The organism is Pseudomonas putida S13.1.2 (assembly GCF_000498395.2).
Lineage (GTDB): Bacteria > Pseudomonadota > Gammaproteobacteria > Pseudomonadales > Pseudomonadaceae > Aquipseudomonas > Aquipseudomonas putida_Q.
Genome location: NZ_CP010979.1, coordinates 4470539 through 4492940, shown reverse-complemented (window position 1 = coordinate 4492940; position 22402 = coordinate 4470539). Strand labels below are relative to the sequence as shown.

Sequence of the window (22402 nt, the reverse complement as noted above, 5' to 3'; positions counted from 1 at the left end):
AGGGCTTTATGGCTCGTACTACAGCAATTAACCGCTACCGTAACATTGGTATCTGTGCCCACGTTGACGCGGGCAAGACCACCACTACCGAGCGGATCCTGTTCTACACAGGTCTGAGCCACAAGATGGGCGAGGTGCATGATGGCGCCGCGACCACCGACTGGATGGTGCAGGAGCAGGAGCGGGGTATCACCATTACCTCCGCTGCCGTTACCACCTTCTGGAAAGGTTCTGTTGGTCAGTATGACAACTACCGTGTAAACGTTATCGATACCCCCGGCCACGTTGACTTCACCATTGAAGTAGAGCGTTCGCTGCGTGTACTCGACGGCGCGGTCGTTGTGTTCTGCGGTACCTCCGGCGTTGAGCCTCAGTCCGAAACCGTATGGCGTCAGGCCAACAAGTACGGCGTTCCACGTGTTGTCTACGTGAACAAGATGGACCGTGCCGGTGCAAACTTCCTGCGCGTCGTAGGTCAGATCAAGAACCGTCTGGGTCACACCCCGGTTCCTGTTCAGCTGGCCATCGGTTCGGAAGATAACTTCCAGGGTCAGGTCGACCTGATCAAGATGAAGGCTATCTACTGGAACGACGACGACAAAGGCACCACTTATCGCGAGGAAGAAATTCCTGCCGATATGCTGGAGCTGGCTGAAGAGTGGCGCTCCAACATGGTTGAAGCGGCTGCCGAGTCCAGCGAAGAGCTGATGAACAAGTACCTGGAAGGCGAAGAGCTGACCGTCGAAGAGATCAAAGCCGGTCTGCGCGCGCGCACCCTGGCCAGCGAAATCGTACCGGCTGTCTGCGGTTCGTCGTTCAAGAACAAGGGCGTTCCCCTGGTTCTCGACGCCGTCATCGACTACCTGCCTGCTCCGACCGAGATCCCTGCAATCCAGGGTATCAACCCGGACGACAAAGAGCTGGACAAAGAAGATCCGGCTGTTCGTAAAGACGTGCGTCACGCTGACGACGACGAGCCGTTCTCGGCTCTGGCGTTCAAGATCGCGACTGACCCGTTCGTAGGCACTCTGACCTTCGTTCGCGTCTACTCGGGCGTTCTGACCTCCGGTGACTCCGTCATCAACTCGGTCAAGGGCAAGAAAGAGCGCGTTGGTCGTATGGTGCAGATGCACGCCAACCAGCGTGAAGAAATCAAGGAAGTGCGCGCTGGCGACATCGCTGCACTGATCGGCATGAAGGACGTGACCACGGGCGAAACCCTGTGCAACGCCGACAAGCCAATCATCCTTGAGCGTATGGACTTCCCCGAGCCGGTCATTTCGCTCTCCGTAGAGCCGAAAACCAAGGCTGACCAGGAGAAGATGGGCATCGCACTGGGCAAGCTGGCCCAGGAAGACCCGTCGTTCCGCGTCAAGACCGACGAAGAGACTGGCCAGACCATCATCTCGGGCATGGGTGAGCTGCACCTGGACATCCTCGTTGACCGCATGAAGCGCGAGTTCAACGTCGAGGCCAACATCGGCAAGCCGCAGGTTTCGTACCGCGAGAAGATCACCAAGTCCAACGTCGAGATCGAAGGCAAGTTCGTTCGTCAGTCGGGCGGTCGTGGTCAGTTCGGTCACTGCTGGATCCGTTTCTCGGAGCCAGATCAGGACGAAAAAGGCAACATCACCGAAGGTCTGGTGTTCTCCAACGAAGTCGTTGGTGGTGTGATTCCTAAGGAATTCATCGCCCCGATCCAGAAGGGTATCGAAGAGCAGATGAAGAACGGCGTTGTTGCCGGCTATCCTCTGATCGGCCTGAAGGCTGCGGTATTCGATGGTTCGTATCACGACGTCGACTCCAACGAAATGGCGTTCAAAATCGCCGCTTCGATGGCGACCAAGCAACTGGCCCAGAAGGGCGGTGGCGTGGTTCTCGAGCCGATCATGAAGGTTGAAGTTGTAACCCCGGAAGACTACCTGGGTGACGTGATGGGTGACCTGAACCGTCGTCGTGGTCTGGTCCAGGGTATGGATGAGTCGGTCTCTGGCCGTGTCGTCCGCGCTGAAGTACCGCTCGGAGAGATGTTCGGTTACGCAACCGACGTTCGTTCCATGTCTCAGGGTCGCGCAAGCTACTCCATGGAATTCTCCAAATACGCCGAAGCTCCGTCGAACATCGTCGAAGCACTCGTTAAAAAACAAGGCTAATCCCCTTTAGGCAAGAGGTTCACTGTCGTGGCTAAAGAAAAATTTGATCGTTCCCTTCCCCACGTTAACGTCGGCACTATCGGCCACGTTGACCACGGTAAGACCACTCTGACCGCAGCTCTGACTCGCGTCTGCTCCGAAGTTTTCGGTTCGGCAGTCGTTGAGTTCGACAAGATCGACTCGGCTCCGGAAGAAAAAGCGCGCGGTATCACCATCAACACCGCTCACGTCGAGTACAACTCGAACATTCGTCACTACGCTCACGTCGACTGCCCAGGTCACGCTGACTACGTGAAGAACATGATCACCGGTGCTGCCCAGATGGACGGCGCGATCCTGGTTTGCTCGGCCGCCGATGGTCCGATGCCACAAACCCGTGAGCACATCCTGCTGTCCCGTCAGGTTGGCGTTCCGTACATCGTGGTCTTCCTGAACAAGGCTGACCTGGTAGACGACGCTGAGCTGCTGGAACTGGTCGAGATGGAAGTTCGCGACCTGCTGTCCACCTATGACTTCCCAGGCGACGACACCCCGATCATCATCGGTTCGGCTCGTATGGCGCTGGAAGGCAAAGACGACAACGAGATGGGCACCACTGCCGTCAAGAAGCTGGTTGAAACTCTGGACAGCTACATCCCAGAGCCAGAGCGCGCTATCGACAAGCCGTTCCTGATGCCAATCGAAGACGTATTCTCGATCTCGGGTCGTGGTACCGTTGTTACCGGTCGTATCGAGCGTGGTATCGTCCGCGTTCAGGATCCGCTGGAAATCGTTGGTCTGCGTGACACCACCACCACCACCTGCACCGGTGTTGAGATGTTCCGCAAGCTGCTGGACGAAGGTCGTGCTGGCGAGAACTGCGGCGTTCTGCTGCGTGGTACCAAGCGTGACGACGTTGAGCGTGGCCAGGTTCTGGTCAAGCCAGGTTCGGTCAAGCCGCACACCAAGTTCACCGCAGAAGTCTACGTCCTGTCGAAGGAAGAAGGCGGCCGTCACACTCCGTTCTTCAAAGGCTACCGTCCTCAGTTCTACTTCCGTACCACTGACGTGACCGGTAACTGCGAACTGCCGGAAGGCGTTGAAATGGTAATGCCAGGTGACAACATTCAGATGACTGTTACCCTGATCAAGACCATCGCAATGGAAGACGGTCTGCGCTTCGCTATCCGTGAAGGCGGTCGTACCGTCGGCGCCGGCGTCGTAGCCAAAATCATCGAGTAATCACTCGACCGATTGAAAAAGGCCTCCGCTCAGCGGGGGCTTTTTTTATTGGGTTGACACTAAATTGGGGCGTCTATAGAATCACGCCTCCTTTTAGCGGGCGTAGTGCGTCCGTTGGGAACAGCCTGGAGTCTGAAATCCAATGCAAAATCAGCAAATCCGTATCAGGTTGAAGGCTTTCGACCATCGCCTGATCGACCAATCCACCCAGGAAATCGTGGAAACCGCGAAACGTACTGGTGCACAAGTGCGTGGTCCGATTCCACTGCCTACCCGCAAAGAGCGTTTCACCGTTCTGGTCTCCCCGCACGTCAACAAAGACGCGCGTGACCAGTACGAGATTCGCACTCATAAGCGTGTTCTGGACATCGTCCAGCCAACGGATAAAACCGTTGACGCGCTGATGAAGCTTGATCTGGCGGCAGGTGTGGAAGTTCAGATCAGCCTCGGCTAAGACTTCGGTCTAGTCGTGTAACGCTCTGAAATGGGCGGCCATAGCGGGTGAAAGCCCCGTACACTCATGAGGTTTACAACATGACTATTGGTGTAATCGGTCGCAAATGCGGTATGACCCGCATTTTCACCGAAGAAGGTGTCTCCATTCCGGTCACGGTCATTGAGATCGAACCGAATCGCGTCACCCAGTTCAAAACTGAGGAAACCGATGGCTACCGTGCAGTGCAAGTCACTGTCGGCGAGCGTCGTGCTTCGCGTGTGACTGCCGCTCAGGCAGGCCACTTCGCCAAGGCTAACGTTGCCGCTGGTCGCGGTGTTTGGGAGTTCCGTCTTGAAGAAGGCGATTTCCAGGCTGGCGATCTGATCAAAGCTGAACTCTTCACTGCAGGCCAGCTGGTAGACGTTACTGGTCAGTCCAAAGGTAAAGGCTTCGCCGGTACCATCAAGCGCTGGAACTTCCGTGGTCAGGACAACACCCACGGTAACTCCGTGTCGCACCGTGTGCCTGGTTCCATCGGCCAGTGCCAGACTCCTGGTCGTGTGTTCAAGGGCAAGAAAATGTCCGGTCACATGGGCGCCGAGCGCGTGACTGTTCAGTCCCTGGAAGTAGTTCGCGTAGACGCTGAACGCAACCTGCTGCTCGTCAAGGGTGCCGTTCCTGGCGCTACTGGCGGCGACGTGGTTGTACGTCCAGCTGTCAAGGCTCGCGGTTAAGGGGAAACTGACATGCAACTCAATGTAAATGACGCTCAGGCGATCGAAGTTTCCGAACTGACTTTCGGTGGCGAATTCAACGAGACGCTGGTACACCAAGCAGTCGTGGCCTACATGGCCGGCGGCCGTCAGGGCACCAAGCAGCAAAAGACCCGTTCCGACGTGGCTGGTGGCGGTAAGCGCCCATGGCGTCAGAAGGGTACTGGCCGTGCTCGTGCTGGTACCACTCGTGGTCCGATCTGGCGTGGCGGTGGTGTAACCTTCGCAGCTCGCCCTCAAGATCACTCGCAGAAGCTCAACAAGAAGATGTACCGCGCAGCTCTGCGCTCCATCCTCGCTGAGCTGGTGCGTAGCGACCGTCTGGTCGTGGTTCAGGACTTCGCTGTTGAAGCACCGAAAACCAAAGATCTGCTGAACAAGCTGAACGGCATGGGTCTGAGCGACGTACTGATCGTTTCCGACGCTGTTGATCAGAACCTGTACCTGGCTGCTCGCAACCTGCCGCACGTCGATGTACGTGACGTACAAGGTTCCGACCCGGTCAGTCTGATCGCATACGAGAAAGTGTTGATCACTGTCTCGGCCGTGAAGAAATTCGAGGAGCTGCTGGGATGAACCAGGAACGCGTATTTAAAGTCCTCCTTGGCCCGCACGTTTCCGAGAAGGCTACCGTTCTGGCTGAGAAAAAAGGCCAGTTCGTATTCAAGGTTGCTACCGATGCAACCAAGCTGGAAATCAAGAAAGCTGTCGAAGGCCTGTTCAACGTAAAAGTTGAAAACGTGTCGACTGTTAACGTTCTGGGTAAAACCAAGCGTACCGCACGTGGTCTGGGCAAGCGTAATGACTGGAAGAAGGCGATTGTCTCCCTTCAGCCAGGCCAAGATCTCGATTTCAGCAGCAGTGCTGAGTAAGGAAGGGGTGCATCATGGCAATCGTTAAATGCAAACCGACTTCCCCTGGCCGCCGTTTCGTGGTCAAGGTGGTCAACAAGGAGCTGCACAAAGGCGCTCCTCACGCACCGCTGCTCGAGAAGAAATCGAAGTCTGGTGGTCGTAACAACAATGGCCGCATTACCACTCGTCACGTTGGTGGTGGTCATAAGCAGCATTACCGTCTGGTCGACTTCCGTCGCAACGACAAAGATGGCATTCCAGCCACTGTCGAGCGTATCGAATACGATCCAAACCGTACTGCTCACATCGCCCTGCTGTGCTACGCAGACGGCGAGCGTCGCTACATCATTGCCCCTAAAGGCGTGAGCGCTGGCGACCAGCTGATCGCAGGTGCACTGGCCCCAATCAAGGCCGGTAACTCCCTGCAACTGCGCAACATCCCAGTAGGTAGCACCATTCACGGTGTTGAACTGAAGCCGGGTAAAGGTGCTCAGATCGCTCGTTCCGCTGGTGCTTCGGCTCAGCTGATCGCTCGTGACGGCGTATACGTGACTCTGCGTCTGCGTTCCGGTGAAATGCGTAAAGTACTGGCTGAGTGCCGTGCGACCCTGGGCGAAGTCTCGAACTCCGAGCACAGCCTGCGTTCGCTGGGTAAAGCGGGTGCCAAACGCTGGCGCGGCGTTCGCCCAACCGTTCGTGGCGTTGCCATGAACCCGGTTGACCACCCACATGGTGGTGGTGAAGGTCGTACCTCCGGTGGTCGTCATCCGGTATCGCCATGGGGCTTCCCAACCAAGGGTGCTAAAACCCGTGGTAATAAGCGTACCGACAACATGATCGTCCGTCGTCGCAAGTAACTAGAGGGATACGACAGTGCCACGTTCTCTGAAAAAAGGTCCTTTTATCGATCTTCACCTGTTGAAGAAGGTCGAAGTGGCGGTGGAGAAGAACGATCGCAAGCCAGTTAAAACCTGGTCGCGTCGCTCGATGATCCTGCCACAAATGGTCGGTCTGACCATCGCGGTTCACAACGGTCGCCAGCATGTTCCAGTTCTCGTGAACGAAGACATGGTCGGCCACAAACTGGGCGAGTTCGCCGGTACCCGCACCTATCGCGGGCACGTGGCTGACAAGAAAGCCAAGCGTTAAGGGGTAAGGAAATGGAAGTAGCCGCTAAGTTGTCGGGCGCTCGCATCTCCGCCCAGAAAGCCCGCTTGGTCGCCGACCAGATCCGCGGGAAGAAGGTGGGCGAAGCGCTCAACCTGTTGGCCTTCAGCAGCAAAAAAGCCGCTGAAATCATGAAGAAAGTCCTCGAGTCGGCCGTAGCCAACGCCGAACACAACGAAGGCGCAGACGTTGATGACCTGAAGGTCTCCACCGTCTTCGTCAACGAAGGGCGTTCGCTGAAGCGTATCATGCCACGTGCCAAAGGCCGTGCTGATCGCATCGTCAAGCGGTCTTGCCATATCACTGTCAAGGTTGCGGACAAGTAACGGAGTCGATCAGATGGGTCAGAAAGTACATCCCACTGGCATTCGCCTGGGAATCGTCAAGGAGCACACCTCCGTCTGGTACGCAGACGGTGCTACTTACGCAGATTACCTCTTGAAGGATCTGAAAACGCGTGAGTACCTCCAAGACAAACTAAAAAGCGCGTCCGTAAGCCGTATCGATATTCATCGTCCGGCTCAAACTGCACGCATCACCATCCACACTGCTCGTCCCGGTATCGTTATCGGCAAGAAAGGTGAAGATGTTGAGAAGCTGCGTCAGGACCTGACCAAGCAGATGGGTGTGCCTGTGCACATCAACATCGAAGAGATCCGCAAGCCGGAACTCGACGCTATGCTGGTTGCGCAGAGCGTAGCTCAGCAGCTGGAACGCCGCGTAATGTTCCGTCGCGCCATGAAGCGCGCCGTACAGAACGCCATGCGTATTGGTGCCAAGGGCATCAAGATCCAGGTGAGCGGTCGTCTCGGCGGTGCCGAGATTGCTCGTACCGAGTGGTATCGCGAAGGTCGTGTGCCTCTGCACACCCTGCGTGCCGATATCGACTACAACACCTACGAAGCTCACACCACTTACGGTGTGATCGGTGTGAAGGTTTGGATCTTCAAAGGCGAAGTTATTGGTGGTCGCCAAGAAGAACTGAAACCACAAGCACCAGCGCCTCGTAAAAAAGCTGCTAAGTAAGGGGTACGCCAAATGTTGCAACCAAAGCGTACAAAATTCCGCAAGCAGATGACCGGCCACAACCGTGGTCTGGCGCTGCGCGGTAGCAAAGTCAGCTTCGGCGAATTCGCCCTGAAAGCTGTTGCTCGCGGTCGCCTCACCGCTCGCCAGATCGAGTCCGCACGTCGTGCGCTGACCCGTCACGTTAAGCGTGGCGGCAAGATCTGGATCCGTGTGTTCCCGGACAAGCCGATCTCCAAGAAACCTCTCGAGGTTCGTATGGGTAAAGGTAAGGGCTCCGTGGAGTACTGGGTTGCCCAGATCCAGCCAGGCAAAGTCCTGTACGAGATCGAGGGTGTTTCTGAAGAGCTGGCGCGCGAAGCTTTCGCCCTGGCTGCTGCAAAGCTGCCTCTCGCCACCTCCTTTGTTAAGCGGACGGTGATGTGATGAAAGCGAATGAACTTCGTGAAAAATCGGCACAGCAGCTGAACGAGCAACTGCTCGGCTTGCTGCGCGACCAGTTCAATCTGCGCATGCAGAAAGCAACTGGCCAGTTGGGGCAGTCGCACCTGCTCTCGCAAGTTAAGCGTGACATCGCTCGCGTGAAAACTGTGCTCAACCAGCAGGCAGGTAAGTGATCATGGCTGAAGCTGAAAAAACCGTCCGTACGCTGACTGGCCGTGTCGTCAGCGACAAAATGGACAAGACCATCACCGTTCTGATCGAGCGTCGCGTAAAGCACCCGATCTACGGTAAATACGTTAAGCGTTCGACTAAGCTGCACGCGCACGACGAAACCAACCAGTGCAAGATCGGCGACAAGGTTTCGATTACCGAAACCCGTCCGCTGGCCAAGACCAAGTCCTGGGCACTGGTTGAAGTCCTCGAACGCGCTGTTGAAGTCTAAGGGCTAGGGGTCGGAGAAATTTTATGATTCAGACTCAATCCATGCTCGATGTGGCCGATAACAGCGGCGCTCGTCGCGTCATGTGCATCAAGGTGCTCGGCGGCTCGCACCGTCGTTACGCCGGCATCGGTGACATCATCAAGGTTACTGTCAAGGAAGCAATTCCGCGCGGTAAGGTCAAAAAAGGCCAAGTGATGACCGCTGTTGTCGTGCGCACCCGTCACGGTGTTCGTCGCGCTGACGGTTCCATCATTCGTTTCGACGGCAACGCTGCTGTTCTGCTGAACAACAAGCAAGAGCCGATCGGCACTCGCATCTTCGGGCCAGTGACCCGTGAACTTCGTACTGAGAAGTTCATGAAGATCGTCTCGCTCGCCCCTGAAGTGCTGTAAGGAGATCCGACATGCAAAAGATTCGTCGTGACGACGAGATCATCGTGATCGCCGGCAAAGACAAAGGTAAGCGCGGTAAGGTGCTGAAGGTTCTGGCTGATGACCGTCTGGTCATCGGTGGCGTGAACCTGGTCAAGCGTCATACCAAGCCTAACCCGATGGCGGGCGTTCAGGGCGGTATCGTCGAGAAAGAAGCGCCTCTGCACGCTTCCAACGTTGCCATCTTCAACGGTGAAACCAACAAGGCTGACCGCGTTGGTTTCAAAGTAGAAGACGGTAAGAAAATTCGTGTCTTCAAGTCGACCCAAAAAGCGGTTGATGCTTGAACACTGCTAGGTAGAAGACCATGGCACGACTGAAAGAGATTTACCGGAACGAAATCGCTCCTAAGCTTAAGGAAGAACTTAAGCTGTCGAACGTGATGGAAGTTCCGCGCGTTACCAAAATCACCCTGAACATGGGTCTGGGCGAAGCGATCGGCGACAAGAAAGTCATCGAGCACGCAGTAGCTGACCTGGAAAAGATCACCGGTCAAAAGCCGGTCGTGACTTTCGCTCGTAAATCCATCGCTGGCTTCAAAGTCCGCGAAGGATGGCCGATCGGTGTCAAGGTGACCCTGCGTAGCGACAAGATGTACGAATTCCTGGACCGCCTGCTGGCGATCTCCCTGCCTCGGGTTCGCGACTTCCGCGGCCTGAATGCCAAGTCCTTCGATGGCCGTGGCAACTACAGCATGGGCGTGAAAGAGCAGATCATCTTCCCGGAAATCGATTACGACAAGATCGATGCTCTGCGCGGTTTGGACATCACCCTGACCACCACTGCTCGTTCGGACGACGAAGGCCGCGCTCTGCTGCGTGCTTTCAAGTTCCCGTTCCGCAACTGATTGGAGTAGGAAAATGGCCAAGAAGAGCATGAAAAACCGTGAGCTGAAGCGTCAGCTGACGGTAGCCAAGTTCGCTAAGAAGCGTGCTGAGCTGAAAGCGACCATCGTCAACGTTAACGCCTCTCCAGAAGAGCGTTTCGCTGCCGTTGTCGCTCTGCAGAAGCAGCCACGCGACGCTAGCGCCTCGCGCCTGCGCAACCGTTGCCGCCTGACCGGTCGTCCTCACGGTGTATACCGTAAGTTCGGCCTGGGCCGTAACATGCTGCGTCAAGCTGCAATGCGCGGCGACGTACCAGGTCTGGTCAAGGCCTCCTGGTAATCGCTGTCGGTGTGATCCCGGTGGAAGGGGGGCAATCTTCCGACCGCCGGTGACCTCGCCAAGAAACAAGCCCCTATATGGGGCTTGTTTCGTTTCTGCCTTGTGTCTAGAATGACCGGCTCACCCGAGCCTGGGTTTTTTGCCCAATCCGCTCAGGTGGTTGTCATAGCCGCAAGGCTAATAATTCTTGTATCAGGAGCATCTAGCCCATGAGTATGCAGGACCCGTTAGCGGACATGCTAACTCGCATCCGTAATGCCCAGATGGCTGAAAAGTCCGTCGTAAGCATGCCTTCTTCTACCCTGAAGGTCGCGGTTGCCAAAGTTCTGAAGGACGAAGGTTACATCGCTGGCTACCAGGTAACTGGTGAAGCCAAGCCTTCCCTGTCGATCGAACTGAAGTACTTCGAAGGCCGTCCGGTCATCGAGGAACTGAAGCGCTCCAGCCGTCCAGGCCTGCGCCAGTACAAGGCCGTCACCGATCTGCCGAAAGTACGTGGCGGTCTGGGCGTGTCTATTGTCTCCACCAACAAAGGTGTGATGACTGATCGCGCTGCGCGCGCTGCCGGTGTCGGCGGCGAAGTTCTGTGCACAGTGTTCTAAGGGGGGATAGACATGTCTCGCGTCGCTAAGAACCCCGTTAAGCTGCCGTCCGGTGTCGAAGTCAAATTCGCAGGTCAGCAGCTTTCGGTGAAGGGTGCCAAGGGCACTCTCGAACTGAACGTTCACTCGTCTGTTGAAGTTACCGAAGAGTCTGGTGAGCTGCGTTTCGTCGCTCGCAATGGTGACCAGCAAGCTCGTGCCATGGCCGGTACCACCCGCGCTCTGGTTAACAACATGGTCCAGGGCGTAAGCCAAGGCTTCGAGCGTAAGCTCCAGCTGGTCGGTGTTGGTTACAAGGCACAGGCTAAAGGCACCGTCCTGAACCTGGCCCTGGGCTTCTCGCACCCAGTGGACTACGAACTGCCAGCCGGTATCACCGCTGAAACGCCTAGCCAGACCGACATCCTGATCAAGGGTATCGACAAGCAGCTGGTAGGTCAGGTGGCCGCTGAAATCCGCGACTTCCGTCCGCCAGAGCCTTACAAAGGCAAAGGTGTGCGTTACGCGGACGAAGTAGTCCGTCGTAAAGAAGCCAAGAAGAAGTAGGGCCTAGTAAATGACCGACAAAAAAGTTATTCGACTGCGTCGCGCTCGCAAAGCACGTCTCAAGATGCACGAACTCGAAGTCGTGCGCCTGTGCGTGTTCCGCTCCTCGCAGCACATCTACGCCCAGGTCATTTCGGCCGACGGCAGCAAGGTTCTGGCAAGCGCCTCGACCTTGGACAAAGACCTGCGTGATGGCGCCACTGGCAACATCGACGCGGCCACTAAGGTTGGCAAGCTGGTAGCTGAGCGTGCGAAAGCCGCCGGTGTATCTCAAGTTGCCTTTGACCGTTCCGGCTTCAAGTACCATGGCCGCGTCAAAGCGCTGGCTGATGCTGCTCGTGAAGGCGGGCTGGAGTTCTAAGTTATGGCAAATAACGATCAAAAGCGCGACGAAGGCTACATCGAGAAGCTGGTTCAAGTTAACCGCGTTGCCAAGACCGTAAAAGGCGGCCGTATCTTCACCTTCACCGCGTTGACCGTGGTAGGTGATGGTAAAGGTCGTGTCGGCTTCGGCCGTGGCAAATCGCGCGAAGTACCTGCTGCGATTCAGAAAGCCATGGAAGCTGCTCGCCGCAACATGATCCAGGTTGACCTGAAGGGCACCACCCTGCAGTACGCCACCAAGGCTGCCCACGGCGCCTCGAAGGTTTACATGCAGCCTGCCTCGGAAGGTACCGGTATCATCGCCGGTGGCGCAATGCGTGCTGTCCTGGAAGTTGCTGGTGTTCAGAACGTTCTGGCCAAGTGCTACGGTTCGACCAACCCAGTGAACGTGGTTTACGCCACTTTCAAGGGTCTGAAAGCCATGCAATCTCCTGAATCCATTGCTGCCAAGCGCGGCAAGAGCGTCGAGGAGATCTTCTGATCATGGCAACCGTAAAAGTAACGCTGATCAAGAGCGTCTCGGGCCGTCTGCCTAACCACAAACTGTGTGTTAAGGGCCTGGGTCTGCGTCGCATCGGTCACACTGTAGAAGTCCAGGATACTCCCGAGAATCGCGGGATGATCAACAAGGCTTACTACATGCTGCGCGTCGAGGGTTAATCGATGAAACTCAATGATCTGAGTCCAGCGCCGGGTTCCCGTCGCGAGAAGCATCGTCCGGGTCGTGGTATCGGTAGCGGTCTGGGTAAAACCGGCGGCCGTGGCCACAAAGGTCAGACCTCCCGTTCGGGTGGTTCGATCGCTCCGGGCTTCGAAGGCGGTCAACAGCCGCTGCACCGTCGTCTGCCGAAATTCGGCTTCGTTTCCCTGAAAGCCATGGATCGCGCCGAAGTGCGTCTGTCCGAGCTGGCCAAAGTGGAAGGCGACGTGATCTCCGTGCAATCCTTGAAGGATGCCAACGTGATCAACCAGCACATTCAGCGTGTGAAAATCATGCTGTCTGGCGAAGTTACTCGCGCAGTCACCATCAAGGGCATCGCAGCCACCAAGGGTGCGCGTGCGGCTATCGAAGCAGCTGGCGGCAAATTCGAGGAATAAATGGCTAAGCAAGGTGCTCTCTCTTCGCTCGGTAAGGGCGGGATGTCGGAACTCTGGGCTCGTCTGCGCTTTCTGTTCATGGCGATCATCGTCTATCGGATAGGTGCACATATCCCGGTTCCAGGCATCAATCCGGACCGTCTGGCGGATCTGTTTCGGCAGAATGAGGGGACCATTCTTAGCTTGTTCAACATGTTTTCCGGTGGCGCGCTTGAGCGCATGAGCATCTTTGCACTGGGGATCATGCCGTACATTTCGGCATCGATCATCATGCAGCTGATGACGGCGGTCAGCCCGCAACTGGAGCAGTTGAAGAAGGAAGGTGAAGCTGGCCGTCGCAAGATCAGCCAGTACACCCGCTACGGCACCGTTATCCTGGCACTGGTTCAAGCCATTGGCATGTCCATTGGCCTGGCCAACCAGGGCGTGGCGTTTTCTGCGGGCCTGGGCTTCCATGTCGTTGCCGTCTCCACGTTCGTGGCAGGCGCGATGTTCATGATGTGGCTGGGCGAGCAGATCACCGAGCGCGGTGTGGGCAACGGTATCTCGATGTTGATCTTCGCAGGTATCGTTGCCGGTCTTCCGAGAGCAATCGGGCAGTCTTTCGAGTCTGCGCGTACAGGCGATATCAACATTTTCGCCCTGGTCGCTATCGGTTTGCTGGCAGTAGCGATTATCGGTTTTGTGGTGTTCATTGAGCGTGGTCAGCGTCGTATCGCCGTTCACTACGCCAAGCGTCAGCAGGGCCGTAAGGTTTTTGCTGCGCAGACCAGCCACTTGCCGTTGAAAGTGAACATGGCGGGGGTTATCCCGGCCATTTTCGCAAGCAGCATTTTGCTGTTCCCGGCTTCGCTGGGTGCCTGGTTCGGTCAGTCCGAAGGTATGGGCTGGCTGCAGGACATCTCGCAGTCGATCGCTCCTGGTCAGCCGTTGAACATTTTGCTGTTTAGTGCAGGGATCATTTTCTTCTGCTTCTTCTACACAGCGTTGATGTTCAACCCGAAAGACGTAGCGGAAAACCTGAAGAAGTCCGGTGCCTTTATTCCGGGTATCCGTCCTGGTGAGCAGTCGGCACGCTACATTGATGGCGTTCTGACCCGTTTGACCATGTTCGGTGCTCTTTACATGATGGCCGTCTGCCTTCTGCCCCAGTTCCTGGTGGTGGCAGCAAATGTGCCGTTCTACCTTGGCGGGACCTCGTTGCTGATTGTGGTAGTGGTTGTGATGGACTTCATGTCCCAAGTACAATCGCACCTCGTTTCGCACCAGTACGAATCCCTGATGAAGAAAGCCAACCTGAAAGGCTACGGTGGCAGCGGTTTGCTGCGCTGATACGCCCCTAAGGTTCGAGGAGTCGGTAATGAAAGTTCGTGCATCGGTGAAAAAGCTGTGCCGTAACTGCAAGATCATCCGTCGCGAAGGCGTCGTTCGAGTGATCTGCAGCGCGGAACCGCGTCACAAACAGCGCCAAGGCTGAGTGTGATCTGCGCTTCAAACCCAGCAGCTAGTGTGCTGCTGGGTTGATTATTCGTTTCTACAGCGATATTATCTCGCGCCCTATTTCTTGGCTTCCGGGGCGTAGGTAGCTGTCAATTGGAGTCCCACTGAATGGCCCGTATTGCAGGCGTCAACATTCCAGATAACAAGCATACTGTTATCTCGCTGACCTACATCTATGGTGTCGGTCGCACAACTGCACAGAAGATCTGTGCAGACGCTGGTGTAAACCCAGCCGCTAAGATCAAGGATCTGAGCGACGAGCAAATCGAAACCCTGCGTGGCGAAGTTGCGAAGTTCACCACCGAAGGTGACCTGCGTCGTGACATCAACATGAAGATCAAGCGCTTGATGGACCTGGGTTGCTACCGCGGCCTGCGTCATCGTAAAGGTCTGCCGGTTCGCGGTCAGCGCACCAAGACCAACGCACGCACCCGTAAGGGCCCGCGTAAGCCGATCCGCAAGTAACCGCCCAGGAATATAGACATGGCAAAACCTGCTGCTCGTCCTCGTAAGAAAGTCAAAAAGACAGTGGTTGATGGCATCGCCCACATCCACGCTTCTTTCAACAACACCATCGTGACCATCACCGACCGTCAGGGCAATGCTTTGTCCTGGGCGACCTCCGGTGGTTCGGGTTTCCGTGGTTCGCGCAAATCCACCCCGTTCGCAGCCCAGATTGCTGCTGAACGTGCTGGTCAAGCTGCGCTGGAATACGGCCTGAAGAACCTCGACGTCAACGTCAAGGGTCCAGGTCCGGGTCGTGAATCCGCCGTTCGTGCACTGAACAGCTGCGGCTACAAGATCGCCAGCATCACCGACGTGACGCCAATCCCGCATAACGGGTGCCGTCCGCCGAAGAAGCGTCGCGTGTAATCAGGAGACAGAAGAATGGCACGTTACATTGGTCCAAAATGCAAACTGTCTCGTCGTGAAGGCACCGATCTGTTCCTGAAGAGCGGCGTTCGCGCTCTGGAATCGAAGTGCAACATCGAAGCAGCCCCAGGTATCCACGGCCAGCGCCGTGGCCGTCAGTCCGACTACGGTACCCAGCTGCGCGAGAAACAAAAAGTTCGTCGTATCTACGGTGTTCTGGAGCGTCAGTTCCGCGGTTACTACCAAGCTGCAGCCTCGAAAAAAGGCGCAACCGGTGAGAACCTGCTGCAACTGCTCGAGTGCCGTCTGGATAACGTCGTCTACCGTATGGGCTTCGGTTCGACTCGTTCCGAATCCCGTCAGCTGGTTTCGCACAAAGCGATCAGCGTCAACGGTAAGACTGTAAACATTCCATCCTACCAAGTTCGTCCGGGTGACGTGGTCGCGGTCCGCGAGAAGTCGCTGGCCCAGCTGCGCATTGTTCAAGCCCTTGAACTGTGCGCCCAGCGTGGCCGCGTTGAGTGGGTTGACGTGGATGCTGCTAAAAAGTCGGGCGTTTTCAAGAACGTTCCTGCTCGCAGCGACCTGTCTGCCGACATCAACGAAAACCTGATTGTCGAGCTCTACTCCAAGTAAGGGCTAGAAAATAGGTGCATCCATGCAGATTTCGGTAAATGAGTTCCTGACTCCCCGCCACATTGATGTGCAGGTAGTCAGTCCGACCCGCGCCAAGATTACGCTCGAGCCTCTCGAGCGTGGTTTCGGCCATACCCTGGGCAACGCGCTGCGCCGCATCCTGTTGTCCTCCATGCCTGGCTGTGCAGTAGTCGAGGCCGAGATCGATGGCGTACTCCACGAGTACTCCGCGATCGAAGGTGTACAGGAAGACGTAATTGAAATCCTGTTGAACCTGAAAGGCCTGGCTATCAAACTGCACGGTCGTGACGAAGTTACGCTGACCTTGTCGAAAAAGGGTTCGGGGGTGGTTACCGCTGCCGATATTCAGCTGGATCACGATGTCGAGATCGTCAACCCCGATCACGTAATCGCGAACCTGGCGTCGAACGGCGCCCTGAACATGAAGCTCACTGTAGCTCGTGGTCGCGGTTACGAGCCGGCCGACTCCCGTCAAACCGACGAAGACGAAAGCCGTAGCATTGGCCGTCTGCAGTTGGACGCTTCGTTCAGCCCGGTGCGTCGTATCGCCTATGTGGTCGAAAACGCCCGTGTTGAACAGCGTACCAACCTGGACAAGCTGGTCATTGATCTGGAAACCAACGGCACCCTGGATCCTGAAGAGGCTATCCGCCGCGCTGCGACCATCCTGCAACAGCAGCTGGCCGCGTTCGTCGACCTCAAAGGTGACAGTGAGCCTGTCGTAGTCGAGCAGGAAGACGAGATCGATCCGATCCTGCTGCGTCCGGTTGACGACCTGGAACTGACTGTACGTTCGGCCAACTGCCTCAAGGCGGAGAACATCTACTACATCGGCGACCTGATTCAGCGTACCGAAGTAGAGCTGTTGAAGACTCCTAACCTGGGCAAGAAGTCCCTGACTGAAATCAAGGACGTCCTGGCCTCTCGTGGTCTGTCTCTCGGCATGCGCCTCGACAACTGGCCGCCTGCAAGTCTTAAGAAAGACGACAAGGCGACCGCCTGATCGTCGTAATCACCGAACGTAGTGTTTGGTAAGGAATGAATCATGCGTCATCGTAAAAGTGGACGTCACCTGAGCCGTACCAGCTCTCACCGCAAGGCTATGTTCCAGAACATGGCAGTGTCGTTGATCGAGCACGAGCTGATCAAAACCACCCTGCCGAAAGCCAAGGAACTGCGCCGCGTTGCCGAGCCGCTGATCACCCTGGCCAAGGAAGACAGCGTTGCTAACCGTCGTCTGGCCTTCGACCGTACCCGTTCGAAGTCCGCTGTTGGCAAACTGTTCAACGACCTGGGCAAGCGTTACGCCACCCGTCAGGGCGGCTACCTGCGCATCCTGAAGTGCGGTTTCCGCGCTGGCGACAACGCGCCTATGGCGTACGTCGAGCTGGTTGATCGTCCGGTCGGCGGTGCTGTAGAAGCTGCTGAGTAAGACGTTCTGTCTGCTACAAAGAACCGGGCCTAGTGCCCGGTTTTTTGTGTCTGCTCATATTGTTAATTTCTATTGATACAAGTCACGTAATGAATTTGTCCTTGTAACCTTGCTCGTCAATACTCTCTCCAAGCCGATTAGCCGGCGCTTGAAGACCGATAAGGAGAGCCCATGAGCAAGATTCTTACCACCGCCAGCGGTGCGCCAGTAGCCGATAACCAGAACTCCCGTTCCGCCGGCCCGCGTGGCCCGCTGTTGCTCGACGACTTCCACCTGATCGAGAAGCTCGCCCATTTCAACCGCGAGAACATCCCTGAGCGCCGTGTGCACGCGAAGGGGTCGGGCGCCTATGGCACCTTTACCGTCAATCGCGACATCACCCAATACACCAGCGCCAAGCTGTTCGAGCAGGTCGGCAAGCAAACCGAAACCTTTCTGCGTTTCTCCACTGTCGGTGGCGAACGTGGCTCTGCAGACACCGAACGCGACCCTCGTGGCTTTGCCGTCAAGTTCTACACCGAGGAAGGCAACTGGGACATCGTGGGTAACAACACGCCGGTGTTCTTCATTCGCGACCCGCTGAAGTTCCCGGACTTTATCCACACCCAGAAGCGCCATCCGCAATCCAACCTGAAGAACGCCCAGATGATGTGGGACTTCTGGTCGCACTCTCCCGAGGCGCTGCACCAGGTCACCATCCTGTTCTCGGACCGTGGCATTCCGGACGGCTACCGCCATATGCACGGTTTTGGCAGCCACACCTACAGCCTGATCAACGCTGAGGGTGAGCGCACCTGGGTCAAATGGCATTTCAAGACCCAGCAAGGCATCAAAAACCTCGCCCCGGCCGATGCTGCACGCCTGGCGGGTACTGACCCGGACTACGCCCAGCGTGACCTGTTCGAGGCTATCGAGCGTGGTGACTACCCGCGTTGGACCGTATGCATCCAGGTGATGAGCGAAGCCGAGGCTGCCAGCCGCGCCGAGAACCCCTTCGATGTCACCAAGACCTGGTCGCAGAAGGACTATCCGCTGATCGAGGTGGGCGTGCTGGAACTCAATCGGAACCCGCTCAACTACTTCGCCGAAGTCGAGCAGGCTGCGTTCGGGCCGAGCAACATGGTGCCAGGGGTGGGCCTTTCGCCGGACCGCATGCTGCAGGGCCGTGTATTCGCCTACGCAGACGCACACCGCTACCGTGTGGGCACCAACCACCAGCAGTTGCCGGTGAATGCGCCGCGCTGCGCGGTCAACAGCTACCAGCGCGACGGCGCCATGGCCACTGGCAGTTACGGCAGTGCACCGAACTACGAGCCCAACAGCTACGCTGAGGCACCAAAGCAGTCACCACGCCATGCCGAACCGGCGCTGACCCTGAACGGTTCGGCGGACCGTTACGATCACCGTGAGGACACCGACTACTTCAGCCACGCCGGCGCGTTGTTCCGCCTGATGAGCGAGGCGCAGAAGGCGCTGCTGATCAGCAACATCGCCGGGACCATGGCAGGTGTCAGCCAGGACGTGATCCAGCGCCAGTTGCAGTACTTCTTCAAGGCCGACCCTGCCTACGGCGAAGGGATTGCCAAGGCCTTGGGTATCAATCTGGCCTGACTCTAAGTGATAAGCAGAACCGCCCTCATTTGGGCGGTTTTTCAATGAATATCACTACTGTTTAACCGATTTTTTGCTCCTGATTGCGCGTTTTTCAGTGACCGCAGGCAAAAGCTGGTTCACACTATGTGGCATAGACGTTTTCACATGGAGAACCAGGGCGATGCAAGGCCACCCAGATGTAATCAACTACCTCGTCACGCTGCTGAAGGGCGAACTGGCGGCACGCGACCAGTACTTCATTCATTCGCGCATGTACGAAGACTGGGGCCTGTCCAAGCTCTACGAGCGCATCAACCACGAGATGGAAGAAGAGACGCAGCACGCTGATGCCCTGATGCGTCGCATCCTGATGCTCGAAGGCACCCCTGACATGCGTGCGGACGACCTGGAAGTCGGCAGCACCGTGCCGGAAATGATCGAGGCTGACCTCAAGCTCGAATACAAGGTGCGTGGCGCCCTGTGCAAAGGCATCGAGCTGTGCGAGCTGCACAAGGACTACATCAGCCGTGACATTCTCCGTGCGCAATTGGCTGATACTGAAGAAGATCACACCTACTGGCTGGAGAAGCAGCAAGGGCTGATCAAGGCCATTGGCCTGGAGAACTACCTGCAGTCGCAGATGTAAGTTATCCACAGACTCAAGAAAAAGCCCCTGGCACCAACGGTACCAGGGGCTTTTTCATTGCGGCGGCAACACTCAGGCCCGATCCCGCTCCAGCAGCGGCTTCAGGTAATGCCCGGTGTAAGACTGTTTCATCTCACACAGCTCTTCCGGCGTACCGCAGGCAATGATCTGTCCACCCTTGGAACCACCCTCCGGCCCCAGGTCCACCAGCCAGTCAGCGGTCTTGATCACATCCAGGTTGTGCTCGATCACCACCACGGTGTTGCCGTGGTCGCGCAAGCGATGCAACACGTCCAGCAGCTGCTGGATATCAGCAAAGTGCAGGCCGGTGGTGGGTTCATCGAGGATGTACAGGGTCTTGCCGGTATCGCGCTTGGACAGCTCGCGCGACAGCTTCACCCGCTGCGCCTCACCGCCAGACAGTGTGGTGGCCGACTGGCCCAGTTTGATGTACGACAGGCCCACATCCATCAGCGTTTGCAGCTTGCGCGCCAGCGCCGGTACTGCGTCGAAGAACTCGCGGGCATCCTCGATGGTCATTTCCAGCACCTCGTGGATGTTCTTGCCCTTGTACTTGATCTCCAGGGTTTCGCGGTTGTAGCGCTTGCTCTTGCACACGTCGCACGGGACGTAGATGTCTGGCAAGAAGTGCATCTCCACCTTGATCAAACCGTCGCCCTGGCAAGCCTCGCAGCGGCCGCCCTTGACGTTGAACGAGAAGCGCCCCGGGCCGTAGCCGCGTGAGCGCGATTCCGGCACGCCGGAGAACAGCTCGCGGATCGGCGTGAAGATGCCGGTGTAGGTCGCCGGGTTCGAGCGCGGGGTACGGCCGATCGGGCTCTGGTCGATATCCACCACCTTGTCCAGATGCTGCAAGCCGTCCATGCTGCTGTGCGGGGCCGCTTCCAGGGTGCTTGCTCCATTGAGGGCGGTGGCTGCCAGCGGGAACAGGGTGTTGTTGATAAGGGTCGACTTGCCCGAACCGGATACCCCGGTCACACAGGTCAGCAGGCCGATCGGGACTTCCAGGTCGACGTTCTGCAGGTTGTTGCCGCGCGCGCCCTTGAGCTTGAGCTGCAGCTTCTTGTTGCGGGGCGTGCGCTTGGCCGGCACGACGATCTTCTTGCGCCCGGACAGGTACTTGCCGGTCAACGAATCGGGGTGGTCCATGACCTGCTGCGGTGTGCCCTCGGCGACGATCTGGCCACCATGTACACCGGCCCCGGGGCCGATGTCGACCACGTAGTCGGCCAGGCGAATGGCGTCCTCGTCATGCTCCACCACGATCACCGTATTGCCCAGGTCGCGCAGGTGGTTGAGGGTAGCCAGCAGGCGGTCGTTGTCGCGCTGATGAAGGCCGATGGACGGTTCATCGAGGATGTACATCACCCCGACCAGGCCGGCGCCAATCTGGCTGGCCAGACGGATACGCTGCGCTTCGCCACCGGACAGGGTATCGGCGCTGCGGTCGAGGGTGAGGTAGTCGAGGCCGACGTTGACCAGGAACTGCAGGCGCTCGCAGATTTCCTTGAGAATCTTTGAAGCAATCTCGCCACGGCGGCCGGTCAGGGTCAGGTCGCCAAAGTAGCTGCTGGCCTCACCGATCGGCAGGTTGGTCACCGCCGGCAAGGTCTTTTCGCCAACCCATACATGCCGCGCCTCGCGGCGCAGGCGGGTACCGCGGCAATCCGGGCAGGGCTGGGTGCCGAGGAACTTCGCCAGCTCTTCACGCACAGTGGCCGATTCGGTCTCGCGGTAGCGGCGCTCAAGGTTTGGCACGATGCCTTCGAACGGGTGCGAGCGCTTGACGATGTCGCCACGGTCGTTGAGGTACTTGAAGTCGACAGTCTGCTTGCCACTGCCTTGCAGGATGACCTTCTGGTGCTCGGCCGACAGCTCGCCGAACGGTTCTTCCAGGCTGAAGCCGTAATGCGCGGCCAGCGAGCCAAGCATCTGGAAGTAGTAGACGTTGCGCCGGTCCCAGCCGCGGATCGCCCCTTCGGCCAAGGTGAGTTCGGCATTGACCAGGCGCTTGGTATCGAAGAACTGCTTGACCCCCAGGCCATCGCAGGTCGGGCAGGCGCCAGCCGGGTTGTTGAAGGAGAACAGCTTCGGTTCCAGCTCGCTGATGGCATGGCCGCAGACCGGGCAGGCGAAGCGGGCGGAGAAGATCATCTCTTCGCCTTCTTCGTCGTCCATCGGCGCTACCAGCGCGATGCCGTCGGCCAGCTTGAGTGCGGTCTCGAACGATTCGGCCAGGCGCTGCTGCAGGTCGGCGCGGACCTTGAAACGGTCTACCACTACATCGATGCTGTGCTTCTTCTGCTTGTCCAGCTTCGGCAGTTCATCAAGCTCGTAAAGCTTGCCGTTTACCCGGGCGCGGACGAAGCCCTGGGCGCGCAGCTCGTCGAACACCGCCAGGTGCTCACCCTTGCGCTCGCGCACCACCGGTGCCAGCAGCATCAGCTTGCTGCCTTCCGGGCGCTCCAGCACCAGGTCGACCATCTGGCTGATCGTTTGCGCCTCCAGCGGGATATCGTGGTCCGGGCAACGAGGCGTGCCGACGCGGGCATACAGCAGGCGCAGGTAGTCGTAGATTTCGGTGATGGTGCCAACCGTGGAGCGTGGGTTGTGCGAGGTCGACTTCTGCTCGATGGAAATGGCCGGCGACAGGCCTTCGATGGTGTCGACGTCGGGCTTTTCCATCATCGACAGGAACTGCCGGGCGTAGGCCGACAGCGATTCCACGTAGCGGCGCTGGCCTTCGGCGTACAGGGTGTCGAACGCCAGGGACGACTTGCCGGAACCGGACAGGCCGGTGATCACGATCAGCTTGTCCCGGGGCAGGGTCAGGTCGATGTTCTTCAGGTTGTGGGTACGTGCCCCACGAATCAGGATCTTGTCCACTGCAGCCTCGCTCGGCGGGCATAAACAAAGAAGTATACGGCGCCCTGCCAC

General features: G+C 57.5%; 33 protein-coding genes. 32 read left to right on the top strand and 1 reads right to left on the bottom strand.

Annotated elements, in window-relative coordinates:
* Positions 1 to 8 precede the first annotated feature (8 nt).
* From fusA to bfr, 32 genes are all read left to right on the top strand, one after another.
* Positions 9 to 2153, top strand: coding sequence for an elongation factor G (gene fusA, locus N805_RS19940; protein ID WP_019472121.1), 2145 nt, complete (start codon positions 9 to 11; stop codon positions 2151 to 2153).
* A gap of 27 nt (positions 2154 to 2180) precedes the next feature.
* Complete coding sequence (tuf, locus tag N805_RS19935; RefSeq protein WP_028614144.1) at positions 2181 to 3374, top strand: elongation factor Tu; 1194 nt, start codon at positions 2181 to 2183, stop codon at positions 3372 to 3374.
* A gap of 142 nt (positions 3375 to 3516) precedes the next feature.
* Positions 3517 to 3828: a 30S ribosomal protein S10 gene (gene rpsJ, locus N805_RS19930; protein ID WP_003186070.1), complete on the top strand. Its 312-nt coding sequence runs from the start codon at positions 3517 to 3519 to the stop codon at positions 3826 to 3828.
* An 80-nt stretch (positions 3829 to 3908) separates the two neighbouring features.
* Entirely contained in the window at positions 3909 to 4544 is a 636-nt protein-coding gene (gene rplC, locus N805_RS19925) for a 50S ribosomal protein L3 (RefSeq protein WP_003257089.1), read from the top strand.
* Between the two features lie 12 nt (positions 4545 to 4556).
* On the top strand, positions 4557 to 5159 hold the full coding sequence (rplD, locus tag N805_RS19920; RefSeq protein ID WP_003255485.1) for a 50S ribosomal protein L4: 603 nt from the start codon (positions 4557 to 4559) through the stop codon (positions 5157 to 5159).
* Positions 5156 to 5455 carry a 50S ribosomal protein L23 gene (gene rplW, locus N805_RS19915; protein WP_003255484.1) on the top strand — a complete coding sequence of 100 codons (300 nt, stop codon included), beginning with the start codon at positions 5156 to 5158 and terminating at the stop codon, positions 5453 to 5455. The genes rplD and rplW overlap by 4 nt, the downstream gene beginning before the upstream one ends.
* Before the next feature lie 14 nt (positions 5456 to 5469).
* Entirely contained in the window at positions 5470 to 6294 is an 825-nt protein-coding gene (gene rplB, locus N805_RS19910; protein ID WP_008089816.1) for a 50S ribosomal protein L2, read from the top strand.
* A gap of 16 nt (positions 6295 to 6310) precedes the next feature.
* On the top strand, positions 6311 to 6586 hold the full coding sequence (rpsS, locus tag N805_RS19905; protein ID WP_003255482.1) for a 30S ribosomal protein S19: 276 nt from the start codon (positions 6311 to 6313) through the stop codon (positions 6584 to 6586).
* An 11-nt stretch (positions 6587 to 6597) separates the two neighbouring features.
* Positions 6598 to 6930: a 50S ribosomal protein L22 gene (gene rplV / locus N805_RS19900; RefSeq protein ID WP_003103908.1), complete on the top strand. Its 333-nt coding sequence runs from the start codon at positions 6598 to 6600 to the stop codon at positions 6928 to 6930.
* 13 nt (positions 6931 to 6943) lie between these two features.
* The gene (rpsC, locus tag N805_RS19895) at positions 6944 to 7630 is read left to right on the top strand and encodes a 30S ribosomal protein S3 (protein WP_003255481.1); all 687 of its coding nucleotides are present in this window, start codon (positions 6944 to 6946) and stop codon (positions 7628 to 7630) included.
* A 12-nt stretch (positions 7631 to 7642) separates the two neighbouring features.
* The gene (gene rplP, locus N805_RS19890; RefSeq protein WP_003255479.1) at positions 7643 to 8056 is read left to right on the top strand and encodes a 50S ribosomal protein L16; all 414 of its coding nucleotides are present in this window, start codon (positions 7643 to 7645) and stop codon (positions 8054 to 8056) included.
* Complete coding sequence (gene rpmC, locus N805_RS19885) at positions 8056 to 8247, top strand: 50S ribosomal protein L29 (protein ID WP_002555481.1); 192 nt, start codon at positions 8056 to 8058, stop codon at positions 8245 to 8247. Before rplP ends, rpmC begins: the two co-directional genes overlap by 1 nt.
* A 2-nt stretch (positions 8248 to 8249) precedes the next feature.
* On the top strand, positions 8250 to 8516 hold the full coding sequence (gene rpsQ, locus N805_RS19880; protein WP_023534981.1) for a 30S ribosomal protein S17: 267 nt from the start codon (positions 8250 to 8252) through the stop codon (positions 8514 to 8516).
* Between the two features lie 23 nt (positions 8517 to 8539).
* Complete coding sequence (gene rplN, locus N805_RS19875; RefSeq protein WP_002555479.1) at positions 8540 to 8908, top strand: 50S ribosomal protein L14; 369 nt, start codon at positions 8540 to 8542, stop codon at positions 8906 to 8908.
* Positions 8909 to 8919: 11 nt separating this feature from the next.
* Positions 8920 to 9234: a 50S ribosomal protein L24 gene (gene rplX / locus N805_RS19870; protein ID WP_003255476.1), complete on the top strand. Its 315-nt coding sequence runs from the start codon at positions 8920 to 8922 to the stop codon at positions 9232 to 9234.
* A gap of 20 nt (positions 9235 to 9254) precedes the next feature.
* Entirely contained in the window at positions 9255 to 9794 is a 540-nt protein-coding gene (gene rplE / locus N805_RS19865) for a 50S ribosomal protein L5 (protein WP_003255474.1), read from the top strand.
* A gap of 13 nt (positions 9795 to 9807) precedes the next feature.
* Positions 9808 to 10113 carry a 30S ribosomal protein S14 gene (gene rpsN / locus N805_RS19860; protein WP_009681970.1) on the top strand — a complete coding sequence of 102 codons (306 nt, stop codon included), beginning with the start codon at positions 9808 to 9810 and terminating at the stop codon, positions 10111 to 10113.
* A gap of 209 nt (positions 10114 to 10322) precedes the next feature.
* Positions 10323 to 10715 carry a 30S ribosomal protein S8 gene (rpsH, locus tag N805_RS19855; RefSeq protein ID WP_003255471.1) on the top strand — a complete coding sequence of 131 codons (393 nt, stop codon included), beginning with the start codon at positions 10323 to 10325 and terminating at the stop codon, positions 10713 to 10715.
* 12 nt (positions 10716 to 10727) lie between these two features.
* Positions 10728 to 11261: a 50S ribosomal protein L6 gene (gene rplF / locus N805_RS19850; RefSeq protein ID WP_003255469.1), complete on the top strand. Its 534-nt coding sequence runs from the start codon at positions 10728 to 10730 to the stop codon at positions 11259 to 11261.
* Positions 11262 to 11271: 10 nt separating this feature from the next.
* Complete coding sequence (gene rplR, locus N805_RS19845) at positions 11272 to 11622, top strand: 50S ribosomal protein L18 (protein WP_003255467.1); 351 nt, start codon at positions 11272 to 11274, stop codon at positions 11620 to 11622.
* Positions 11623 to 11625: 3 nt separating this feature from the next.
* Positions 11626 to 12126: a 30S ribosomal protein S5 gene (gene rpsE / locus N805_RS19840; protein ID WP_003255465.1), complete on the top strand. Its 501-nt coding sequence runs from the start codon at positions 11626 to 11628 to the stop codon at positions 12124 to 12126.
* 2 nt (positions 12127 to 12128) lie between these two features.
* Complete coding sequence (gene rpmD / locus N805_RS19835) at positions 12129 to 12305, top strand: 50S ribosomal protein L30 (protein ID WP_016393393.1); 177 nt, start codon at positions 12129 to 12131, stop codon at positions 12303 to 12305.
* Between the two features lie 3 nt (positions 12306 to 12308).
* On the top strand, positions 12309 to 12743 hold the full coding sequence (gene rplO, locus N805_RS19830; RefSeq protein WP_003255461.1) for a 50S ribosomal protein L15: 435 nt from the start codon (positions 12309 to 12311) through the stop codon (positions 12741 to 12743).
* Positions 12744 to 14075, top strand: a complete 1332-nt coding sequence (gene secY / locus N805_RS19825; RefSeq protein WP_003255459.1) for a preprotein translocase subunit SecY — start codon at positions 12744 to 12746, stop codon at positions 14073 to 14075.
* A 28-nt stretch (positions 14076 to 14103) separates the two neighbouring features.
* Positions 14104 to 14220: a 50S ribosomal protein L36 gene (rpmJ, locus tag N805_RS19820; protein WP_002555468.1), complete on the top strand. Its 117-nt coding sequence runs from the start codon at positions 14104 to 14106 to the stop codon at positions 14218 to 14220.
* A 131-nt stretch (positions 14221 to 14351) separates the two neighbouring features.
* Complete coding sequence (rpsM, locus tag N805_RS19815) at positions 14352 to 14708, top strand: 30S ribosomal protein S13 (protein WP_003255457.1); 357 nt, start codon at positions 14352 to 14354, stop codon at positions 14706 to 14708.
* Between the two features lie 18 nt (positions 14709 to 14726).
* Entirely contained in the window at positions 14727 to 15116 is a 390-nt protein-coding gene (gene rpsK / locus N805_RS19810) for a 30S ribosomal protein S11 (RefSeq protein WP_003255454.1), read from the top strand.
* Positions 15117 to 15131: 15 nt separating this feature from the next.
* Entirely contained in the window at positions 15132 to 15752 is a 621-nt protein-coding gene (gene rpsD / locus N805_RS19805) for a 30S ribosomal protein S4 (RefSeq protein WP_012270238.1), read from the top strand.
* A 22-nt stretch (positions 15753 to 15774) separates the two neighbouring features.
* Positions 15775 to 16776, top strand: a complete 1002-nt coding sequence (locus tag N805_RS19800; RefSeq protein WP_003255452.1) for a DNA-directed RNA polymerase subunit alpha — start codon at positions 15775 to 15777, stop codon at positions 16774 to 16776.
* Positions 16777 to 16818: 42 nt separating this feature from the next.
* Entirely contained in the window at positions 16819 to 17205 is a 387-nt protein-coding gene (rplQ, locus tag N805_RS19795) for a 50S ribosomal protein L17 (RefSeq protein WP_003255451.1), read from the top strand.
* A gap of 171 nt (positions 17206 to 17376) precedes the next feature.
* Positions 17377 to 18816 carry a catalase gene (locus tag N805_RS19790; protein WP_019471892.1) on the top strand — a complete coding sequence of 480 codons (1440 nt, stop codon included), beginning with the start codon at positions 17377 to 17379 and terminating at the stop codon, positions 18814 to 18816.
* A gap of 163 nt (positions 18817 to 18979) precedes the next feature.
* Positions 18980 to 19444, top strand: coding sequence for a bacterioferritin (gene bfr, locus N805_RS19785; protein ID WP_003257116.1), 465 nt, complete (start codon positions 18980 to 18982; stop codon positions 19442 to 19444).
* Between the two features lie 72 nt (positions 19445 to 19516).
* Here the strand turns inward: bfr and uvrA are convergent, their stop codons facing one another.
* Positions 19517 to 22351 (bottom strand): excinuclease ABC subunit UvrA, encoded by a 2835-nt coding sequence (gene uvrA / locus N805_RS19780; RefSeq protein ID WP_019471893.1) that lies wholly within the window; start codon positions 22349 to 22351, stop codon positions 19517 to 19519.
* Positions 22352 to 22402 lie beyond the last annotated feature (51 nt).

Coding starts and splice junctions, on each gene's coding strand:
- fusA (WP_019472121.1), top strand. CDS start 9: ATGGCTCGTACTACAGCAATTAACCGCTACCGTAACATTGGTATCTGT.
- rpsJ (WP_003186070.1), top strand. CDS start 3,517: ATGCAAAATCAGCAAATCCGTATCAGGTTGAAGGCTTTCGACCATCGC.
- rplC (WP_003257089.1), top strand. CDS start 3,909: ATGACTATTGGTGTAATCGGTCGCAAATGCGGTATGACCCGCATTTTC.
- rplD (WP_003255485.1), top strand. CDS start 4,557: ATGCAACTCAATGTAAATGACGCTCAGGCGATCGAAGTTTCCGAACTG.
- rplW (WP_003255484.1), top strand. CDS start 5,156: ATGAACCAGGAACGCGTATTTAAAGTCCTCCTTGGCCCGCACGTTTCC.
- rplB (WP_008089816.1), top strand. CDS start 5,470: ATGGCAATCGTTAAATGCAAACCGACTTCCCCTGGCCGCCGTTTCGTG.
- rplV (WP_003103908.1), top strand. CDS start 6,598: ATGGAAGTAGCCGCTAAGTTGTCGGGCGCTCGCATCTCCGCCCAGAAA.
- rpsC (WP_003255481.1), top strand. CDS start 6,944: ATGGGTCAGAAAGTACATCCCACTGGCATTCGCCTGGGAATCGTCAAG.
- rplP (WP_003255479.1), top strand. CDS start 7,643: ATGTTGCAACCAAAGCGTACAAAATTCCGCAAGCAGATGACCGGCCAC.
- rpmC (WP_002555481.1), top strand. CDS start 8,056: ATGAAAGCGAATGAACTTCGTGAAAAATCGGCACAGCAGCTGAACGAG.
- rpsQ (WP_023534981.1), top strand. CDS start 8,250: ATGGCTGAAGCTGAAAAAACCGTCCGTACGCTGACTGGCCGTGTCGTC.
- rplN (WP_002555479.1), top strand. CDS start 8,540: ATGATTCAGACTCAATCCATGCTCGATGTGGCCGATAACAGCGGCGCT.
- rplX (WP_003255476.1), top strand. CDS start 8,920: ATGCAAAAGATTCGTCGTGACGACGAGATCATCGTGATCGCCGGCAAA.
- rplE (WP_003255474.1), top strand. CDS start 9,255: ATGGCACGACTGAAAGAGATTTACCGGAACGAAATCGCTCCTAAGCTT.
- rpsN (WP_009681970.1), top strand. CDS start 9,808: ATGGCCAAGAAGAGCATGAAAAACCGTGAGCTGAAGCGTCAGCTGACG.
- rpsH (WP_003255471.1), top strand. CDS start 10,323: ATGAGTATGCAGGACCCGTTAGCGGACATGCTAACTCGCATCCGTAAT.
- rplF (WP_003255469.1), top strand. CDS start 10,728: ATGTCTCGCGTCGCTAAGAACCCCGTTAAGCTGCCGTCCGGTGTCGAA.
- rplR (WP_003255467.1), top strand. CDS start 11,272: ATGACCGACAAAAAAGTTATTCGACTGCGTCGCGCTCGCAAAGCACGT.
- rpsE (WP_003255465.1), top strand. CDS start 11,626: ATGGCAAATAACGATCAAAAGCGCGACGAAGGCTACATCGAGAAGCTG.
- rpmD (WP_016393393.1), top strand. CDS start 12,129: ATGGCAACCGTAAAAGTAACGCTGATCAAGAGCGTCTCGGGCCGTCTG.
- rplO (WP_003255461.1), top strand. CDS start 12,309: ATGAAACTCAATGATCTGAGTCCAGCGCCGGGTTCCCGTCGCGAGAAG.
- secY (WP_003255459.1), top strand. CDS start 12,744: ATGGCTAAGCAAGGTGCTCTCTCTTCGCTCGGTAAGGGCGGGATGTCG.
- rpmJ (WP_002555468.1), top strand. CDS start 14,104: ATGAAAGTTCGTGCATCGGTGAAAAAGCTGTGCCGTAACTGCAAGATC.
- rpsM (WP_003255457.1), top strand. CDS start 14,352: ATGGCCCGTATTGCAGGCGTCAACATTCCAGATAACAAGCATACTGTT.
- rpsK (WP_003255454.1), top strand. CDS start 14,727: ATGGCAAAACCTGCTGCTCGTCCTCGTAAGAAAGTCAAAAAGACAGTG.
- rpsD (WP_012270238.1), top strand. CDS start 15,132: ATGGCACGTTACATTGGTCCAAAATGCAAACTGTCTCGTCGTGAAGGC.
- N805_RS19800 (WP_003255452.1), top strand. CDS start 15,775: ATGCAGATTTCGGTAAATGAGTTCCTGACTCCCCGCCACATTGATGTG.
- rplQ (WP_003255451.1), top strand. CDS start 16,819: ATGCGTCATCGTAAAAGTGGACGTCACCTGAGCCGTACCAGCTCTCAC.
- N805_RS19790 (WP_019471892.1), top strand. CDS start 17,377: ATGAGCAAGATTCTTACCACCGCCAGCGGTGCGCCAGTAGCCGATAAC.
- bfr (WP_003257116.1), top strand. CDS start 18,980: ATGCAAGGCCACCCAGATGTAATCAACTACCTCGTCACGCTGCTGAAG.